This window comes from Streptomyces sp. NPDC058291 (assembly GCF_042880855.1).
In the GTDB taxonomy this organism is placed as follows: Bacteria; Actinomycetota; Actinomycetes; order Streptomycetales; family Streptomycetaceae; genus Streptomyces.
In genome coordinates this window covers 1-17,026 of sequence record NZ_JBHVYK010000107.1, presented here as the reverse complement: position 1 = coordinate 17,026, position 17,026 = coordinate 1, and the positions used below count along the sequence as shown (strand labels likewise).

The window sequence follows — 17,026 nt, the reverse complement described above, 5'->3', positions numbered from 1 at the left end:
GGGGCCGGACACCCGGAGTTCGAGGGCCCGGGATCCGGTGTCGATCAGGCCTTGGCGAGTTCCTTCTCGCCGTCCTCGCGCTGCTCGGGCAGCTCCGCCGGGACGGCCTCGTCGCGGTCCTCGTGGTCGAGGAGGGTCTTCTCGTCGAACGGCAGGTCGCCGGCCAGCACCAGCCGGACGCGCTCCTTGTCGATCTCCTGGGTCCAGGTGCCGACCAGGACCGTGGCGACGGCGTTGCCCGCGAAGTTGGTGAGGGCGCGGGCCTCGCTCATGAAGCGGTCGATGCCGACGATGAGGCCCATGCCGTCCACCAGGGCGGGCTTGTGCGACTGCAGACCGCCGGCCAGGGTCGCCATGCCCGCGCCGGTGACGCCGGCCGCGCCCTTGGAGGCGACGAACAGGAACAGCAGCAGCGGGATCTGCTCGCCGATCGACATCGGCGTGCCCATGGCGTCGGCGATGAACAGGGACGCCATGGTCATGTAGATCATGGTGCCGTCGAGGTTGAAGGAGTAGCCGGTCGGGACGGTGATGCCGACCACGGGCTTGCTGACGCCCAGGTGCTCCATCTTCGCGATGAGCCGCGGCAGCGCGGACTCGGAGGAGGAGGTCGACAGGATCAGCAGGAACTCGCGGGCGAGGTACTTGAAGAACGTCAGGATGTTCAGGCCCGTGAAGACCTTCAGCAGCGTGCCGAGCACGATGAAGACGAACAGGAAGCACGTGGTGTAGAAGCCGAGCATCAGGACGGCGAGGCTCTTGAGCGCGTCCACGCCCGCCGAGCCGACGACCGCGGCCATCGCGCCGAAGGCGCCGACCGGAGCGGCCCACATGACCATCGCAAGGATGCGGAAGACGAGCCGCTGGATGTGCTCGACGCCGCGCAGGATCGGCCGGCCGGTCTTGCCCATGCTCTGCAGGGCGAAACCGCACAGCAGCGCGACGAGCAGGGTCTGCAGGACGTCCGGCACGGTGAAGGCGGAGACGATGGTGGTGGGGATGATGCCGAGCAGGAACTCGGTGGTGTCCTTGGCCTCCGCCGAGACCTGCGCCTGGCCGGTCTCCTTCACGGCGTCGGTGATGTGGAGGCCGCTGCCGGGCTCCAGGATGTTGCCGACGACCAGGCCGATGGCGAGCGCCACGAGCGACATGACGACGAAGTAGCCGAGCGCGATGCCGCCGACCTTGCCGACCTTGGCCGCCTTGCGAACGGACCCGATGCCCAGCACGATCGTGCAGAAGATGATCGGCGAGATCATCATCTTGATCAGGCTGACGAAGCCGGTGCCGATGGGCTTGAGCTCGACGGCGAAGTCGGGGGCGGCGAGGCCCACCGCGATGCCGAGCGCCACCGCGATGATCACCGCGATGTACAGGTAGTGGGTGCGGTCCCGCTTGACCACGGGTGCGGCAGGTGCCGTATCGGGGGTGCTGCTGGCGGCCACGGCTGCCCTCCTTGACGTCTTCGTCGGCAATCACCGGCGTGCGGCTCACGTCCGGGGAGTTATGGGGGATGCCGTGACTCTCTCGCGAGCTGTGAGGGCGGTCACCCTTCCGTTCATTTAGTTCATGCTCGGCCGCGGGGGCACACTGACGGCATGCGCATCCCCGACCTGCCCCGACCCCGCAGCCTCGCCGGCCAGCTGTTCGCCATGCAGGCCGTGCTGATCGCGGTGCTCGTCGCGGGATACGCGCTGTTCACGTACGTCAGCGACCGGGACCAGGCGGAGGAGGCGGCGCGCAGCCAGGCCACCGCGGTGGCCCGCTCCGTCGCCGACTCCCCCTCCGTGCGGGCCGCGATCCGCACCGCCCGCCCTACCGCCGAGCTCCAGCCGTACGCGCTGCGGATCATGCGGGACACGGACGTCGACTTCGTCACGATCATGAATCCGCAGGGCGTCCGCTGGACCCATCCGGACGTGACGCAGATCGGCCGGCGCTTCCGCGGGAACACCGCGAAGGCCCTGCGGGGCGAGACGTTCACCGAGACCTACACGGGCACGCTCGGCGCGTCCGTGCGCGCGGTCACCCCCGTGCAGGACGGCGACGGGGACATCGTCGGCCTGGTCAGCGCGGGCATCAAGGTCGAGTCGATCAGCAAGCGGGTGCAGGACCAGGTGACGGCGCTGTTCGCGGTGGCCGGCGGTGCGCTGGTCCTCGGGGCGATCGGCACCTACGTCGTCAACGCGTCCCTGCGTCGGCACACCCACGGCATGAACGCGACCGAGCTGAGCCGGATGCACGACTATCACCAGGCCGCGTTGCACGCGGTGCGCGAAGGGCTGCTGATGCTGGACGGACAGTACAAGGTGGCGCTGATCAACGACGGAGGCCGCGAGCTGCTGGGGGTGTCCGAGGAGGTGGTGGGCAGCTCGGTTGCGGACCTCGGGCTGCCGGCCCCCCTGACGGGCGCGCTGCTGGCCTCCGAGTCCCGGGTGGACGAGGTGCATCTGGCGGCGGACCGGGTGCTCGTCGTGAACACGTCCCCGGTCTCGGGCGGCGAACGCCGCGGCACGGTCGTCACCCTGCGCGATGTGACCGAACTGCAGTCCCTGATGGGCGAGTTGGACTCCGAGCGCGGTTTCACCGAGGCGCTGCGCTCGCAGGCCCACGAGGCGGCGAACCGGCTGCACACGGTCGTCTCGCTGATCGAGCTGGGGCGGGAGCAGGAGGCGGTGGACTTCGCGACGGCGGAACTGGAGCTGGCCCAGGCGCTGACCGACCAGGTGGTCGCGGCGGTCGGCGAGCCGGTCCTGGCGGCGCTGCTGCTGGGCAAGACGGCGCAGGCGAACGAGCGGGGCGTGGAGCTGGTGGTGTCCGACGAGAGCACGCTGGACGACGGTGTGCTGCCGGAGTCCCTGCCCGCCCGCGACCTGGTGACGATCCTGGGCAACCTCATCGACAACGCGGTGGACGCGGCCCAGGGCAGCGTGCGGGCCCGGGTGACGGTGACGGCGTCCACCGAGGGCCCCGAACTGCTGCTGCGGGTGGCGGACACGGGGACGGGGGTGGATCCCGCGCACGCCTCCCTGGTCTTCGAGCGCGGCTTCTCGACGAAGCCGGCCGGGCCGGGCGGCCGGGGCCTCGGGCTGGCCCTGGTCCGGCAGGCCGTGCACCGGCACGAGGGGACCCTGTCGGTGGTGGAGGCCGAGGGCGGCGGGGCCGAGTTCGTGGTGCGCCTGCCGTTGCGCACGACGACCGCGTCCGGGGCGGCCCCCTCGTCGGCCCCGGTATCGACCCCGGCGTCGGGAGGCACAGGATGACGAGCGCGGAGCCGATCAGAGTGCTGGTCGTGGAGGACGATCCGGTCGCCGCGGACGCCCATGTCCTGTACGTCGGGCGGGTCCCGGGGTTCGTGGCGGTGGGCAAGGCGCACACCGGCGCGGAGGCCCGGCGGCTGCTGGACCGCACGCCGGTGGACCTCCTCCTGCTGGACCTGCACCTGCCGGACGGACACGGGCTGCAGCTGGCCCGCTCGCTGCGGGCGGCCGGCTATCACGCGGATGTCATAGCGGTGACGTCGGCCCGCGACCTGACGGTGGTCCGCGAGGGCGTCTCGCTGGGGGTCGTGCAGTACGTGCTGAAGCCCTTCACGTTCGCGACCCTGCGCGACCGGCTGGTGCGGTACGCCGAGTTCCGGGCGGCCGCGGGCGAGGCGAGCGGCCAGGACGAGGTCGACCGGGCGCTCGCGGCGCTGCGCGCGCCCGGCCCCGCCGCGCTGCCCAAGGGCCTGAGCGCCCCGACCCTGGAACGGGTCACGGAGACCGTCCGGCGGGCCGCGGAGGGCCTGACGGCGGCCGGCGTGGCCGAGGCGGTGGGCATCTCCCGGATCACCGCCCGGCGGTACCTGGAACACCTGGTGGAGGCCGGACGGACCGAGCGCAAGCCGCTGTACGGGCAGGTGGGTAGACCGGAGCTGGTCTACCGGTGGGTGCCGGGGTCCGCCAAGGGGCGGTGAGCCGACCCGGCAGGGACCGGGTCACCCGCCGCCGAACGGCACCGCGTACCGCACGACGAACACCCCTCCCCCGATGGACTGGCAGTACCTTGAGGGGCTGCCGGAGACAGACCCACAGCCGTCGCCCGGGCCGCCGCCGTAGTTTCCGACGACCGGTGACTATGTCCGAACACCCGGTAGTCAGCGCGCCCCGCACGCCCTAGCTTGTCCCCCGTGCCCAGACCCGCAGCTCACACCCGCCAGCCCGGTCCTCCCTTCGACGCCCCGGCCGCCCGCAGGATCCGCGTCGCCCTGGGGATGACCCCGGGTCACGTCGCCCAGGGCCTGCGCGCCTCGTACGCCCTTCCGCACGCCACTTCCGACCTGGTGAGCGCCTGGGAACGCGGGGCCCTCACCCCGGAACACATCGAACTCACCGCTCTCGCGGGCGTGTTGTGGTGCTCCCCGGCCGAACTCATCGGGCGTCCCCGCACCCTGCGCGAACACCGCGTCGCCCGGGGCCTGGCGCCCGAGGACGTCGCCCGGGCCGTGGGCCACGCGTTCCCGGCGTACACGCGCATGGAGGAGAGCGGGCAGTGGCGCGGCACCGACCGGCAGTCGGCCGCCCTGGCCGAGCTGCTCGGCCTCTCGCTGCCGGAGCTGGTCACGGTCACCGGCCGGGAGGCCGAGCTCGCCGACCTGCTGCGCACCGCGGCCCGGACGCGCTGGCAGGCGTATGTGAAGCCGGTGGGCAGGATCGTGCCGTTGGACCGGCGGCTCCTCGGGGACGCTCTCCAGGAGCTGCACGAGGACTACCAGGGGCAGATGGTGGCCACGCTGAGCTGGGGCGGCGGCAGCGCGGCCGGGGACGCCAGCGAGGCCGGCCGCGACTTCCTGGACCGCGTCGTCGACGCCTTCTGGACGAGTCTGCGCGACCGGACCGCCTGATCCGTGCCCCGGGACTCCCGCCCCGGACAGAGCGGACGCCGGCGGCCTAGAAGACCGACTCCGCCTCCACGATCCGGTCCGCGGGCACCGTCTTGAGCTCGGTGACCGCTTCCGCCAGGGGCACCATCACCACGTCGGTGCCGCGCAGCGCCGTCATCCGCCCGAACTGGCCGCGGTGCGCGGCCTCCACGGCGTGCCAGCCGAAGCGGGTGGCGAGGACGCGGTCGTAGGCCGTCGGGACGCCGCCGCGCTGGACGTGGCCGAGGATGACCGGGCGGGCCTCCTTGCCGAGCCGCCTCTCCAGCTCGTAGGCCAGGGCGGTGCCGATGCCCTGGAACCGCTCGTGGCCGAACTGGTCGATCGCGCCCTTGCTGTAGTCCATCGTGCCGTCGGCCGGGTGCGCGCCCTCCGCGACGCAGATCACCGCGAACTTCTTGCCGCGCGCGAACCGCTCCTCGACCATCTTCACCAGGTCGGCGGGGTCGAAGGGGCGCTCGGGCAGGCAGATGCCGTGCGCGCCCGCCGCCATGCCGCTCTCCAGCGCGATCCATCCCGCGTGCCGGCCCATGACCTCGACGACCATCACCCGCTGGTGGGACTCCGCGGTCGTCTTCAGGCGGTCCATCGCCTCCGTCGCGACGCCGACCGCCGTGTCGAAGCCGAAGGTGCGGTCGGTGGAGGAGATGTCGTTGTCGATGGTCTTCGGGACGCCGACCACCGGCAGTCCGGCGTCGGACAGCATGCGCGCCGCGGTCAGCGTGCCCTCGCCGCCGATCGGGATGAGGGCGTCGATGCCGAAGTCGTGGATCATGTCGGAGGCGCTCTCGCACGCCTCGCGCAGCCGGTCGCGCTCCAGCCGGGACGAGCCGAGGATGGTGCCGCCGCGGGCCAGGATGCCGCTCACCGCGTTGAGGTCGAGCCCCCGGTAACGGCCGTCCAGCAGCCCGGCGTAGCCGTCCTCGAAGCCGATGACCTCGTCGCCGTAGTTGTCCACGGCGCGGTGCACGACCGACCGGATCACTGCGTTCAGGCCGGGGCAGTCGCCGCCTGCGGTGAGAACTCCGATGCGCATCGTGCTGTGTCTCCTGCTCGCTGTCGTTGCCGGTGAGCCGGATTCGATTGTTTCACGCCGCTGAGCGGCCTGTCTCTTGACGGGCGCCTTAACCACGGCCGGGGGTATTGTCAAGAGGGATGCTCACCTAGGTGGGCGATTTTTGTGCGCCGGAGGGAGCACCCGGACGGGGCGCCGGACACGGCGCCCGACGAACTGCCCCGGAACGGAACGGAGAGCTCGCGTGACCCGCAGCGTGTACGTGACCGGTATCGACCGCGGCGACGGCCGTCAGGTCGTCGAGCTGGGGGTCATGGAGCTCCTGACCCGGCAGGTCGACCGGGTGGGCGTCTTCCGTCCCCTCGTCCACGACGGGCCCGACCGGCTCTTCGAGTTGCTGCGCGCCCGCTACCGGCTGGCCCAGGATCCGGCCACCGTCTACGGCATGGACTACCACGAGGCGTCCGCCCTCCAGGCCGAACAGGGCGCGGACGAACTGGTCTCCACCCTCGTCGAGCGGTTCCACCGGGTCGCCCGCGCCTACGACGTCGTGCTCGTCCTCGGCACGGACTACGCCGACACGCAGTTCCCGGACGAGCTGGCGCTCAACGCGCGCCTGGCCAACGAGTTCGGCGCGTCCGTGATCCCGGTCGTCGGCGGTCGCAAGCAGACCGCCGAGTCGGTGCTCGCCGAGACCCGCAACGCCTACCGCGCGTACCAGGGCCTCGGCTGCGACGTCCTGGCCATGGTGACCAACCGGGTCGCCCCCGAGGACCGGGAGGAGATCGCCGCCGGTCTCGGCGCCCGGCTGCCGGTTCCCTGCTACGTCGTGCCCGACGAGCCCGCGCTCTCCGCGCCGACCGTCGCGCAGATCAGCCACGCCCTGGGGGCCCGGGTCCTCCTCGGCGACGACTCCGGGCTGGCCCGCGACGCGCTCGACTTCGTCTTCGGCGGGGCGATGCTGCCGAACTTCCTCAACGCCCTGACGCCGGGCTGCCTGGTCGTCACCCCCGGCGACCGGGCCGACCTGGTCATCGGCTCGCTGGCCGCGCACAGCGCCGGCACCCCGCCGATCGCCGGTGTGGTGCTCACGCTGGGCGAGGTCCCGACCGACGAGGTCCTCACCCTGGCCGCCCGGCTGGCCCCCGGCACGCCGGTCGTGTCGGTGCCCGGGACCAGCTTCCCCACCGCGGAGCAGTTGTTCTCCCTGGAGGGCAAACTGAACGCGGCCACCCCGCGCAAGGCCGAGACCGCGCTGGGCCTGTTCGAGCGGCACGTCGACACGAGCGAGCTGCTCAAGCGGGTCTCCGCGCCCAGCAGCGACCGCGTCACGCCGATGATGTTCGAGCACAAGCTGCTGGAACAGGCCCGCTCCGACAAACGCCGGGTGGTGCTCCCCGAGGGGACCGAGGAGCGCGTCCTGCACGCGGCCGAGGTGCTGCTGCGCCGGGGCGTGTGCGACCTGACGCTGCTCGGGCCCGTCGACCAGATCCGCAAGAAGGCCGCCGACCTCGGCATCGACCTCGGCGACTGCGCGCTGATCGACCCGGCGACCAGCGATCTGCGCGACGCCTTCGCGGAGAAGTACGCCGCCCTGCGCGCCCACAAGGGGGTCAGCGTCGAGCTGGCCTACGACGTGGTCTCCGACGTGAACTACTTCGGCACGCTCATGGTCCAGGAGGGCTTCGCCGACGGCATGGTCTCCGGCTGCGTGCACTCCACGGCCGCCACGATCCGGCCCGCCTTCGAGATCATCAAGACCAAGCCGGACGCGGACATCGTCTCGTCGGTGTTCTTCATGTGCCTGGCCGACAAGGTCCTCGTCTACGGCGACTGCGCGGTCAACCCCGACCCGGACGCCGGGCAGCTCGCCGACATCGCCATCCAGTCGGCCGCGACCGCCGCCCGGTTCGGCGTGGAGCCGCGGATCGCGATGCTGTCGTACTCCACCGGCACGTCCGGCTCGGGCGCGGACGTCGACAAGGTGCGGGAGGCGACCGAGCTGGTGCGCGGGCGGCGGACCGACCTGAAGATCGAGGGGCCCATCCAGTACGACGCCGCCGTCGAGCCGACCGTCGCCGCGACCAAGCTGCCGGGCTCCGAAGTCGCCGGTCAGGCGAGCGTGTTGATCTTCCCGGACCTCAACACGGGCAACAACACCTACAAGGCCGTGCAGCGTTCGGCCGGCGCGATCGCGGTCGGGCCGGTGCTGCAGGGGCTGCGCAAGCCCGTCAACGACCTGTCCCGGGGCGCTCTCGTCCAGGACATCGTCAACACCGTCGCCATCACGGCGATCCAGGCCCAGAGCCCGTCCGAGACCTCCAGCGAGAAGGCGACCGATCTGTGAGCGCGACCCGCGTCCTCGTCCTCAACTCCGGCTCCTCGTCGGTGAAGTACCAGCTGCTCGACATGCGCGACAGCAGCCGGCTGGCGAGCGGGCTCGTCGAGCGCATCGGCGAGCGGTCCTCCCGGCTGAAGCACACCCCGCTCGCCACCGGCGGCGGGAGCCGTGAGCGCAGCGAGCCGATCGCCGACCACGAAGCCGCCCTGAAGGCCGTGGCCGATGAGCTGGCGAAGGACGGGCTGGGCCTGGACTCCCCCGAACTGGCCGCCATCGGGCACCGCGTGGTGCACGGCGGCAAGCACTTCACCCGGCCGACGGTGATCGACGCCGCGGTGCTCGCCGAGATCGAGCGGCTGATCCCGGTCGCCCCCCTGCACAACCCGGCCAACCTCACCGGCATCCGCACGGCGACGGCCCTGCGCCCCGACCTGCCCCAGGTGGCCGTCTTCGACACGGCCTTCCACACCACGATGCCGGAGGCGGCCGCGCGCTACGCGATCGACGTGGAGACCGCCGACGCGCACCGGGTGCGGCGCTACGGCTTCCACGGGACCTCGCACGCGTACGTCTCCCGGGCGACGGCGAAGCTGCTGGGCAAGGCCCCCGAAGAGGTGAACGTCATCGTGCTGCACCTCGGCAACGGGGCGTCGGCGTCGGCCGTGGAGAAGGGCCGGTGCGTGGACACCTCGATGGGGCTGACGCCCTTGGAGGGGCTCGTGATGGGTACGCGTTCGGGAGACGTCGACCCGGCCGTCATCTTCCATTTGGCGCGCGTCGGCGGAATGTCCATCGACGAAATCGATGCTCTTCTCAACAAGAGGAGCGGTCTCGTAGGGCTGTGCGGCGACAACGACATGCGGGAGATCCGGCGCCGGATCGACGAGGGCGACGAGCAGGCGAAGCTCGCGTTCGACATCTACATTCACCGGCTGAAGAAGTACATCGGCGCTTATTACGCCGTACTCGGTCGGGTGGACGCGGTCGCGTTCACCGCCGGGGTCGGCGAGAACGCGGCGCCGGTGCGGGCGGCGGCGCTCGCGGGGCTGGACTCCCTGGGCCTGGCGGTGGACGGCGAGCGGAACGCCGTACGCGGCGACGGGCCGCGGCTGATCTCTCCGGCGGGCGCCCGGGTGGCGGTCGCCGTGGTGCCGACGGACGAGGAACTGGAGATCGCCACACAGACTTACGCACTGGTGAAAACCACAAACTGAGCAGGAAAGCAACTGAGCGTACTCCTGCCCATTTGTATCTTCCGCCAGACGGAATATTCCGTAGCGAAACAAACCGATAGGATCGCCTCATGCGCCGTTCGAAAATCGTCTGTACTCTCGGCCCCGCGGTCGACTCCCACGACATGCTCGTGTCCCTGATCGAAGCCGGCATGAACGTGGCCCGCTTCAACTTCAGCCACGGCACGCACGCCGAACACCAGGGTCGCTACGACCGGGTGCGGGCCGCCGCCAAGGAGACCGGCCGGGCCATCGGCGTCCTCGCCGACCTCCAGGGCCCGAAGATCCGTCTGGAGACCTTCGCCGAGGGTCCCGTCGAGCTGGTGCGCGGTGACGAGTTCACCATCACCACCGAGGACGTCCCCGGCGACAAGACGATCTGCGGCACGACGTACAAGGGCCTGCCGGGCGACGTCTCGCGCGGCGACCAGGTCCTCATCAACGACGGCAACGTCGAGCTGAAGGTCCTCGACGTCGAGGGCCCGCGGGTGCGGACGATCGTCATCGAGGGCGGTGTCATCTCCGACCACAAGGGCATCAACCTGCCCGGCACGGCCGTCAACGTGCCCGCGCTCAGCGAGAAGGACATCGAGGACCTGCGGTTCGCGCTGCGCATGGGCGCCGACCTGGTCGCCCTGTCCTTCGTCCGGGACGCCAAGGACGTCTCCGACGTCCACCGGGTCATGGACGAGGAGGGCCGCCGGGTCCCCGTCATCGCCAAGGTCGAGAAGCCGCAGGCGGTGGACAACATGGAGGACGTCGTGATGGCGTTCGACGGTGTGATGGTCGCGCGCGGCGACCTCGCCGTCGAGTACCCGCTGGAGCGGGTCCCCATGGTGCAGAAGCGCCTCATCGAGCTGTGCCGGCGCAACGCCAAGCCGGTGATCGTGGCGACCCAGATGATGGAGTCGATGATCACCAACTCCCGTCCGACCCGCGCCGAGGCCTCCGACGTGGCCAACGCGATCCTGGACGGCGCGGACGCGGTCATGCTGTCGGCCGAGTCGAGCGTGGGCGCGTACCCGATCGAGACCGTGAAGACGATGTCGAAGATCGTCACCGCGGCCGAGCAGGAGCTGCTCAGCAAGGGCCTGCAGCCGCTGGTGCCGGGCAAGAAGCCGCGCACGCAGGGCGGTTCGATCGCCCGCGCCGCGTGCGAGATCTCCGACTTCCTCGGCGGCCGGGGCCTGGTGGCCTTCACGCAGTCCGGCGACACCGCCCGCCGGCTGTCCCGCTACCGCGCGTCCCAGCCGATCATCGCCTTCACCACGGACGAGGGCACCCGCAACCAGCTGACGCTCAGCTGGGGCGTCGAGTCGCACATCGTCCCGTTCGTGAACACCACCGACGAGATGGTCGACATGGTGGACCAGGAGATCGCCAAGATCAACCGGTTCAGCCCGGGCGAGATCGTCATCATCACCGCCGGCTCGCCCCCCGGCGTCCCCGGCACCACCAACATGCTCCGCGTCCACCACCTCGGCGGCGGCTCCCGCGACTGAGCGGACGGCGACCCCGTGACGGGGCCCGTACAGCGCTGAGGGCGCCTCCCTGCGACAGGGAGGCGCCCTCCGTCTTCGCCCGCAGCATCACGCGGCGGGCGACGCTCCCGCTCCGACCGTCTCCCGCAGCCACGCGTGGTCGCGCAGCTCCGGATGAGCGGTCGTGATCAGCCGGAACGCCTCGCTCTTGGCCCGAGCGGCGAGTTGGCGCAGCTCGTCCCAGGTCAATTCGGCCACGGCCGAGGCGTAGTTCGTCGTAAGGGTGACGACCTCCGGTCCCCGGCTGAGCGAGAACACGTGCTTGGTCACGCTCGTCTCCACCGCGATGCCGCTCCGGGCTTCCAGCTCCCTCCTCGCGTACTCCAGCATCAGCGCGAAGTCGACGACGGGCAGTCCCGGCGTGCGCAGGCTGAGATCCACACCGTGCACGACGAGCTGTACGTCTGCCAGGAAGTAGCTGATGCAGAAGTCCGCGCCGGTCAGCTCCGGGTGCTCCGGCCGGTGCGGGTGCTCCGGTCGCCGGCCGGGCGACCAGAAGACGTCGTCCGCGCGGGGCTCGAAGGCGAAAGCGATCATCTTTTCCCTGCTCCCGCCGGCACACGACTGTGCCTCCGCCGGGTATGAACCCGGCGGAGGCACAGTCGTCTCGCGGCTCCCGGAATGGTCTGGGTGCTGACGGTCAGTTCGCGGTCGTGTACTGGTGCAGTCGGGGGATGGTGAGCGTGCCGCCGAACTGGCCCGCCTGCTGGACCTTGGCGTTGGTGAAGTAGATCAGCGGGATGTTCAGCGGAGGCGGGCTCTTCGGGCTGAACGTCACCGGGATCAGGCCGAACAGGTTGCCGGAGATGCTCTCCGTGTACATGATCGTGTCGCCGTCCTTGATGGTGGACGTGGTGCCCTTGCCGGCCTGCACGTGGTAAGTGCGGCCCGCCTGCTTGTCGTTCACCGTCTGGTGCAGGTCGCCGATGTCGGTCCCGCCGGAGATGACGTACTTGAGCACCTCCTTGACGGTGCCGTTGGCCGTCTTCACCTTGACGATGCCCTGGTAGTCGGCGCCCTTGAGGAGCAGCGAACTGGCGTTGAGGAACCAGGGGTCGTCCGGCAGCCTGACCTTGTTGTCGATGCCGCCCTCGTCGTCGGTGGCGGCGGGGCAGTCGTCGGCGTTCGTGGTGGCGCTCGCGGAGGGGCTCGGCGAGGCCGTGGCGTCGGCGGCGGTGTCCTTCGCGTCCTTCGCCGTGTCCTCTACCGCGTCCTTCGCCGTGTCGGCGGTGTCCTTGACGGTGTTCTTCACCGTGTCGGCGCCGCCGGAGTCCTTGGACGTGCCCGAGGAGCCCTTGTCCGAGGAGCCCTTGTCCGAGGAACCGGAGGAACCCGAACCCGACGTTCCCGAAGACCCGGAGGAGCCCGAACCGGCGGCAGGAGCCGAGGCCTCGGCCGAGGGCGAGGCGGACGGGGACGGGCTCGCGGTGGCCGTGTCGCCGGACTTCTTGCCGTCGAACAGGTCCGTGAGGGCGTCGCCGACGGTCTCCAGGACGTTCTTGCCCGTGTCGGCGGCCGACGGGGTCGTCGCGGCGGTGTCGCCGGACGTCGCCGACTTCGCGGGCGAGGAGGACGCGGACGGGGCGGGCTCGGCCGCATCGCCGGAACCTGAATCCGACGAGGAGGAGCCGCCCTTGTCACCCGAGGAACCGGAGGAATTGGAGGAACCGGAAGTGTCCTTCGAGCCGCCGGAGTCGCCCTCGGCGCCGTCCGAGGAGTCCTTGGAGTCGTCCTGGGAACCGCTCTTGGAGTCGTCGGGGGACTCGCTCGCGCTCGTCGAGGCCGACGGCGACGGAGAGGCCGACGCGGAGGCGTCCGTGTCCTCCAGGGCCGCCACACAGTCCTTGTACTCGTCGATCGTGAGGTTCTTGGACGACGGCTGGTCGTCGGCGTTCGCGAGGGTGGGGGTGAAGCCCATGCCCATGAGGACCGCCGTCGGCATGGCCGCCAGGGCTATCGCCTTGCCCGCGGGCATGTGGAACCTGGTGAACAGCGGCTTCCTGGGCGCCGCGTGCCGCGGCCCGGTGGTTCTCACGCAGGCAGCGTCCACATCGCTCCCGGTGGACACCTCGTCAGCCGGCACTGTGCCTCCCGTTCGCCCCGTTGGCCGGGCTCGTTCCTGACAGATCGTGCAGGTCGCGCGGCTCGCCCGGTCCCTCGCCCTTGCTGAAGGACGGCCTCTCGGCCACGCCGGGACCTGTGCTGTACGGGTTCGCGCCGAGGTCGCCCGCCGGGGCGGGGCCGCCGGGGTACGCGCCCTCGGGGGCGTCTCCGGCGTTCGCGCCGGCCTCCGGCGCCGGGGCCGGGGCGGGCGGTGCGCCCGGGGCCCAGGACACCGCCATCGCGCCGCCGACGAGGGCGAACAGGAAACCGATGAGGAAGCCGCCGAGGTTGGACACCGGGATGGACACCAGACCCAGCAGGATCGCCGCGACGCCCGCGAAGACCTGCACGTGCTTCTGGAACCACAGACTGATGCCCAGGACGCCCAGCAGCACGCCGATGATCAGCGAGCCCGCGCCCGCGGTGGTCGCCATCGCCAGAGTCAGGTGGCCCACCTGGAGGTGGGCGTAGGGGAAGTAGGCGATGGGGAAGCCGGCGAGAAGAACGAACAGGCCCGCCCAGAAGGGCCTGGTGCCTCGCCAGGCGCGGAACTGCTGCCTCCGGCGGGTGAACTGGCCGGGTGCGGCAGGGGTCTCGGCGCTCATGGAAAACAGCTCCCTGGTGCGGCGTTTCTGTGGTGGTGAGTCGTGCTGCCGGTGAGGACCCGGGCTTCAGACTGGACGGGCGGGGGCGCCACCGGCTCCCCCGCCCGTCAGAGAGTGCTTAGTAGCACTCCTTGACGCCCGTCGACAGCGACATCTTCAGGCCGCTGAGCTTGAACGTTCCGGCAGTGGTGGCCCACGCCGTCTGCTTCACGTCGGTCAGCGTGGCCGACTCGGCCTGCTGAGCGAAGCCGTAAGGGTTCGCCGCGTCACCGCTCTTGAGGCCGGGACCCTTGCTGGCGTCCTTGGCCGCGACGCCGATGTCGATGTTCCTGAAGGTCGCGTTCGCCTCGAGGTCCTCGACGTCGATGTAGAGGTTCTCGGCCTCGACCGGCGTACCGCCGCCGCCCGCCTTCAGCGTGAGGCTGACAGACCCGAACAGCGGGATGTTCGGGGTGACCACGGACTGGCACATGTTCGTGATCGAGGCGCTCTTGAACGCCGAGACGGCGACGGGGTGAGCCGTCTTCTTGCCGTCGAGGGTGTAACCCGAGTCGATCGCGCCGTACTGCGAGAAGCCCGTGCCTTCGAGCTTGTCCGCGCTCACCTTGAACGACTGACCGGACACGCTGAACGACGCGGCCAGTGCGCCCTGCGCGAGGGCCACACCTATACATGCCGTCGCTGCGACGCTGGGCACCATGACCACAGCGAAGCGCTTCCATCTGGTCCCGCCACGCACCTGGGACTCCATATTTCCTCCTTCTCGGACGTACATCTCCTGGCCCTGACTAGCCCCCGAGACGGCGGCTCAGCCGGGCAGGGATGGGAGAAGTGCTACGTCCTCGGGAAGGGGAGCGCCTGTTCCGGAGGCGCGAACCGCGCACCGATCACCGGCGATCACCCCCGAGCGACAACCACTGGTCGCGCCTGACACGCATCACGCACAACCTTGCTGGACAGGCTTCGCCGCAGCGAAGACCCCCCTGCCCAAGGGCCGGCGCCACTGCCGTCGACCCTGCTCGGTGGGGACCCAGGAAAACCCGTTGACCCAACCGGCTGTCGGGGTACGGGATTGGACCGAGCGTGGCCGATCGTGGTGCATTCTCGCCGCCCGCACAAGGGGGTTCGTTACTCGCTAGTAACGGCCGGATAACCGAACAACGACCCACAGGTCTCGACCGGCGACGGAGGGTGCTCCTGCCGCCCAGGACAAATCCATTGATCGATGGACGGAATCCGACACACCGACGGCCGCTCTTTACTCCCAGTAACAGCGGCCGCGTTTACCAAGATTTGGCAAAGCGCGGCCGCGCGGGAACCACTCCGGCGAAATTTCCCCTCCGGCGCCACGGGCTCCGACGTTTAACGACTGGTCAGAACCCGGGCGCGTGGGGGATCAGAACAGGGCGCGCGCCAGCGCGCGCCGGGCCGCCGCCACCCGGGGGTCCTCGGGCCCGACCACCTCGAACAGTTCGAGCAGCCGCAGCCGTGCGGCGTCCCGGTCGTCGCCCGCCGTGCGGGCCACCGTCTCGATGAGCCTGCCGAACGCGTCCTCGACGTGTCCGCCGACCAGGTCCAGGTCCGCCGCGGCGATCTGCGCCTCGACGTCCTTCGGCCGGTCGGCGGCGTCCTTGCGCACCTGCTGCGGGTCCATCTCGCCCACCCGCCGGAGCAACTCGGCCTGCGCGAGCCCGAGCTTGGCCTCGCTGTTGCCGGGGTCGTCGGCGAGCACGTTCTGGTAGGCCTGGACGGCGCCGGCGAAGTCCCCGGCGTCCAGGGCCTGTACGGCGGCTTCGAGCAGGCCGTCGTACGGCCCGGCGGGCTCGGCCGCGGCCGGCTGGGCGGCGGCGGGCGCGGCGTCCGCGTCGACGGTCAGGCCGGTGAGCCCGAACCGCTGCTCGGCCACCTCCACCAACTGGTCGAGGGTCTCGCGGATCTGCGCCTCGCCGGCGGCCCCCTGGAAGAGGGGCAGGGCCTGCCCCGCGACGACCGCGAACACCGCCGGGATGCCCTGCACCCCGAACTGCTGCATCAGCATCTGGTTGGCGTCGACGTCGATCTTGGCGAGCAGGAAGCGGCCGTTGTACTCGACGGCGAGCCGCTCCAGGACGGGGCTCAGCTGCTTGCAGGGCTGGCACCACTCCGCCCAGAAGTCGATGACGACGGGCACTTCGGCGGACCGCTGCAGGACGTCCCGCTCGAACCCCGCCTCATCGACGTCGATGACGAGATCGGCCGGGGAGACGGCCCCTGCGCCGCCCTGCCGTGCCGCTTCGGCGCGCGTCTGCTCCGCCTTCGCCTTGGCCTCCTGGGCCGCCTTCACCGCGGCGAGGTCGACGACTCCGCTCATGGACATGTTCCGTGGCTGCATGCGTCTATCCTCCCCCGTCCGCGGCCCTGCGTGAAAAGCGATCCGCATACCCGCCGAACATCCCGAACACGAGCGCCCGGGTCCCCACCCGCGCCCCGCCGGGCCCGGCCCGTGTACGTCCGTCACGAGCGGCTGTCGGCGTCGAGCTTTCGCTACGAGTCGTAGCGTAATGGCACCGGGTGCCTCCGCACCACCGCCCCTCGGTGATCTGCCTCACGGAGGCGGGGGAAAAACCTGCGGTTATGGTCGGAAGCATGCAGAGCCGCACTCCCGCTTGCCGTCCGGGCCGTCCGCGCAGCGCCGCCGCGGACACCGCGATCCTGGCCGCGACGCGGGAGGCGCTGGTGGAGCTGGGCTGGTCGAAACTGACGCTGGGAGACGTGGCGACGCGCGCCGGGGTCGCCAAGACGACCCTGTACCGCCGTTGGGCCGGGAAGAACGAACTGGTCGTCGACGCGGTCGCCGAGCTCTTCGGCGAACTCGAACTCCCCGACCGCGGCAGCCTGGCCGCCGACATCGAGGGCGTCGTCCTGCAGTTCGCCGCGATCCTGGCCCGCCCGGAGGCCAAGAGCGGGCTGATGGCGGCCGTCGCCGAGTCCACCCGCGACGACGCGCTGCGGGAACGCATCCGCGCCTCCATCGTCGATCCCCAGAAGGGTCTGGTCCTGGAGGGCCGGGCCCGTGCGCAGGCCCGCGGCGAACTCCCCCCGGAGACCGACCCGGTGGAGGCCGCCCGCACGGTCGACCTCATCTTCGACGTGGTGGCGGGCGCGGTGGTCCACCGCACCCTGGTGAGCGCGGAGCCGGCCGACGAGGAGTGGGTGCGCGGCTTCACGCGGGTGCTGCTGCAGGGCCTGTCGTTGGCGTCCGTCCCGCCCGAGGACGGCTGACGGGGCC

The 17,026-nt window shown here is 71.0% G+C and carries 14 protein-coding genes; 7 read left to right on the top strand and 7 right to left on the bottom strand.

Annotation, left to right across the window (positions count from 1 at the left end; all coding sequences use genetic code 11):
* Positions 1-44: 44 nt before the first annotated feature.
* The gene (locus ACFVYK_RS33835) at positions 45-1,445 is read right to left on the bottom strand and encodes a cation:dicarboxylate symporter family transporter (protein WP_389780556.1); all 1,401 of its coding nucleotides are present in this window, start codon (positions 1,443-1,445) and stop codon (positions 45-47) included.
* A 153-nt stretch (positions 1,446-1,598) separates the two neighbouring features.
* On the opposite strand from ACFVYK_RS33835, the gene ACFVYK_RS33830 reads away from it, so the two are divergent.
* The 3 genes from ACFVYK_RS33830 (at position 1,599) to ACFVYK_RS33820 (ending at position 4,885) form a co-directional block, all read left to right on the top strand.
* Complete coding sequence (locus ACFVYK_RS33830) at positions 1,599-3,263, top strand: ATP-binding protein (RefSeq protein WP_389780555.1); 1,665 nt, start codon at positions 1,599-1,601, stop codon at positions 3,261-3,263.
* On the top strand, positions 3,260-3,958 hold the full coding sequence (locus tag ACFVYK_RS33825; protein ID WP_389780554.1) for a response regulator: 699 nt from the start codon (positions 3,260-3,262) through the stop codon (positions 3,956-3,958). The genes ACFVYK_RS33830 and ACFVYK_RS33825 overlap by 4 nt, the downstream gene beginning before the upstream one ends.
* A 297-nt stretch (positions 3,959-4,255) precedes the next feature.
* Positions 4,256-4,885 (top strand): helix-turn-helix domain-containing protein, encoded by a 630-nt coding sequence (locus ACFVYK_RS33820; protein ID WP_389780563.1) that lies wholly within the window; start codon positions 4,256-4,258, stop codon positions 4,883-4,885.
* Positions 4,886-4,931: 46 nt separating this feature from the next.
* Here ACFVYK_RS33820 and ACFVYK_RS33815 read toward each other — a convergent pair whose 3' ends face one another.
* Entirely contained in the window at positions 4,932-5,957 is a 1,026-nt protein-coding gene (locus ACFVYK_RS33815) for an ATP-dependent 6-phosphofructokinase (RefSeq protein WP_389780553.1), read from the bottom strand.
* A 223-nt stretch (positions 5,958-6,180) separates the two neighbouring features.
* Here ACFVYK_RS33815 and pta point away from each other — a divergent pair, with 223 nt between their 5' ends.
* From pta to pyk, 3 genes are all read left to right on the top strand, one after another.
* Complete coding sequence (gene pta, locus ACFVYK_RS33810; RefSeq protein ID WP_389780552.1) at positions 6,181-8,283, top strand: phosphate acetyltransferase; 2,103 nt, start codon at positions 6,181-6,183, stop codon at positions 8,281-8,283.
* A complete protein-coding gene (locus tag ACFVYK_RS33805) occupies positions 8,280-9,491 on the top strand; it encodes an acetate kinase (protein ID WP_389780551.1) in 1,212 nt (403 codons plus the stop codon). The genes pta and ACFVYK_RS33805 overlap by 4 nt, the downstream gene beginning before the upstream one ends.
* Positions 9,492-9,580: 89 nt before the next feature.
* Positions 9,581-11,011, top strand: a complete 1,431-nt coding sequence (gene pyk, locus ACFVYK_RS33800) for a pyruvate kinase (protein WP_389780550.1) — start codon at positions 9,581-9,583, stop codon at positions 11,009-11,011.
* A gap of 87 nt (positions 11,012-11,098) precedes the next feature.
* Here pyk and ACFVYK_RS33795 read toward each other — a convergent pair whose 3' ends face one another.
* The 5 genes from ACFVYK_RS33795 to ACFVYK_RS33775 all read right to left on the bottom strand — a co-directional run bounded on the left by ACFVYK_RS33795 (position 11,099) and on the right by ACFVYK_RS33775 (position 16,129).
* A complete protein-coding gene (locus ACFVYK_RS33795; protein ID WP_389780549.1) occupies positions 11,099-11,587 on the bottom strand; it encodes a hypothetical protein in 489 nt (162 codons plus the stop codon).
* Positions 11,588-11,690: 103 nt separating this feature from the next.
* Complete coding sequence (locus ACFVYK_RS33790; protein WP_389780548.1) at positions 11,691-13,133, bottom strand: hypothetical protein; 1,443 nt, start codon at positions 13,131-13,133, stop codon at positions 11,691-11,693.
* Positions 13,123-13,758 (bottom strand): DUF6114 domain-containing protein, encoded by a 636-nt coding sequence (locus tag ACFVYK_RS33785; protein WP_389780547.1) that lies wholly within the window; start codon positions 13,756-13,758, stop codon positions 13,123-13,125. Before ACFVYK_RS33785 ends, ACFVYK_RS33790 begins: the two co-directional genes overlap by 11 nt.
* Positions 13,759-13,876: 118 nt before the next feature.
* Entirely contained in the window at positions 13,877-14,509 is a 633-nt protein-coding gene (locus ACFVYK_RS33780) for a DUF6230 family protein (RefSeq protein WP_389780546.1), read from the bottom strand.
* A 645-nt stretch (positions 14,510-15,154) separates the two neighbouring features.
* Entirely contained in the window at positions 15,155-16,129 is a 975-nt protein-coding gene (locus ACFVYK_RS33775) for a tetratricopeptide repeat protein (protein ID WP_389780545.1), read from the bottom strand.
* A 254-nt stretch (positions 16,130-16,383) separates the two neighbouring features.
* Here ACFVYK_RS33775 and ACFVYK_RS33770 point away from each other — a divergent pair, with 254 nt between their 5' ends.
* Entirely contained in the window at positions 16,384-17,019 is a 636-nt protein-coding gene (locus ACFVYK_RS33770) for a TetR/AcrR family transcriptional regulator (protein WP_389780544.1), read from the top strand.
* Positions 17,020-17,026: the final 7 nt, after the last annotated feature.

What these genes read in the sequence shown, in the direction of transcription:
- ACFVYK_RS33830 (WP_389780555.1), top strand. Translation starts at nt 1,599, where the DNA reads ATGCGCATCCCCGACCTGCCCCGACCCCGCAGCCTCGCCGGCCAGCTG.
- ACFVYK_RS33825 (WP_389780554.1), top strand. Translation starts at nt 3,260, where the DNA reads ATGACGAGCGCGGAGCCGATCAGAGTGCTGGTCGTGGAGGACGATCCG.
- ACFVYK_RS33820 (WP_389780563.1), top strand. Translation starts at nt 4,256, where the DNA reads ATGACCCCGGGTCACGTCGCCCAGGGCCTGCGCGCCTCGTACGCCCTT.
- ACFVYK_RS33815 (WP_389780553.1), bottom strand. Translation starts at nt 5,957, where the DNA reads ATGCGCATCGGAGTTCTCACCGCAGGCGGCGACTGCCCCGGCCTGAAC.
- pyk (WP_389780550.1), top strand. Translation starts at nt 9,581, where the DNA reads ATGCGCCGTTCGAAAATCGTCTGTACTCTCGGCCCCGCGGTCGACTCC.
- ACFVYK_RS33795 (WP_389780549.1), bottom strand. Translation starts at nt 11,587, where the DNA reads ATGATCGCTTTCGCCTTCGAGCCCCGCGCGGACGACGTCTTCTGGTCG.
- ACFVYK_RS33785 (WP_389780547.1), bottom strand. Translation starts at nt 13,758, where the DNA reads ATGAGCGCCGAGACCCCTGCCGCACCCGGCCAGTTCACCCGCCGGAGG.
- ACFVYK_RS33780 (WP_389780546.1), bottom strand. Translation starts at nt 14,509, where the DNA reads ATGGAGTCCCAGGTGCGTGGCGGGACCAGATGGAAGCGCTTCGCTGTG.
- ACFVYK_RS33775 (WP_389780545.1), bottom strand. Translation starts at nt 16,129, where the DNA reads ATGCAGCCACGGAACATGTCCATGAGCGGAGTCGTCGACCTCGCCGCG.
- ACFVYK_RS33770 (WP_389780544.1), top strand. Translation starts at nt 16,384, where the DNA reads ATGCAGAGCCGCACTCCCGCTTGCCGTCCGGGCCGTCCGCGCAGCGCC.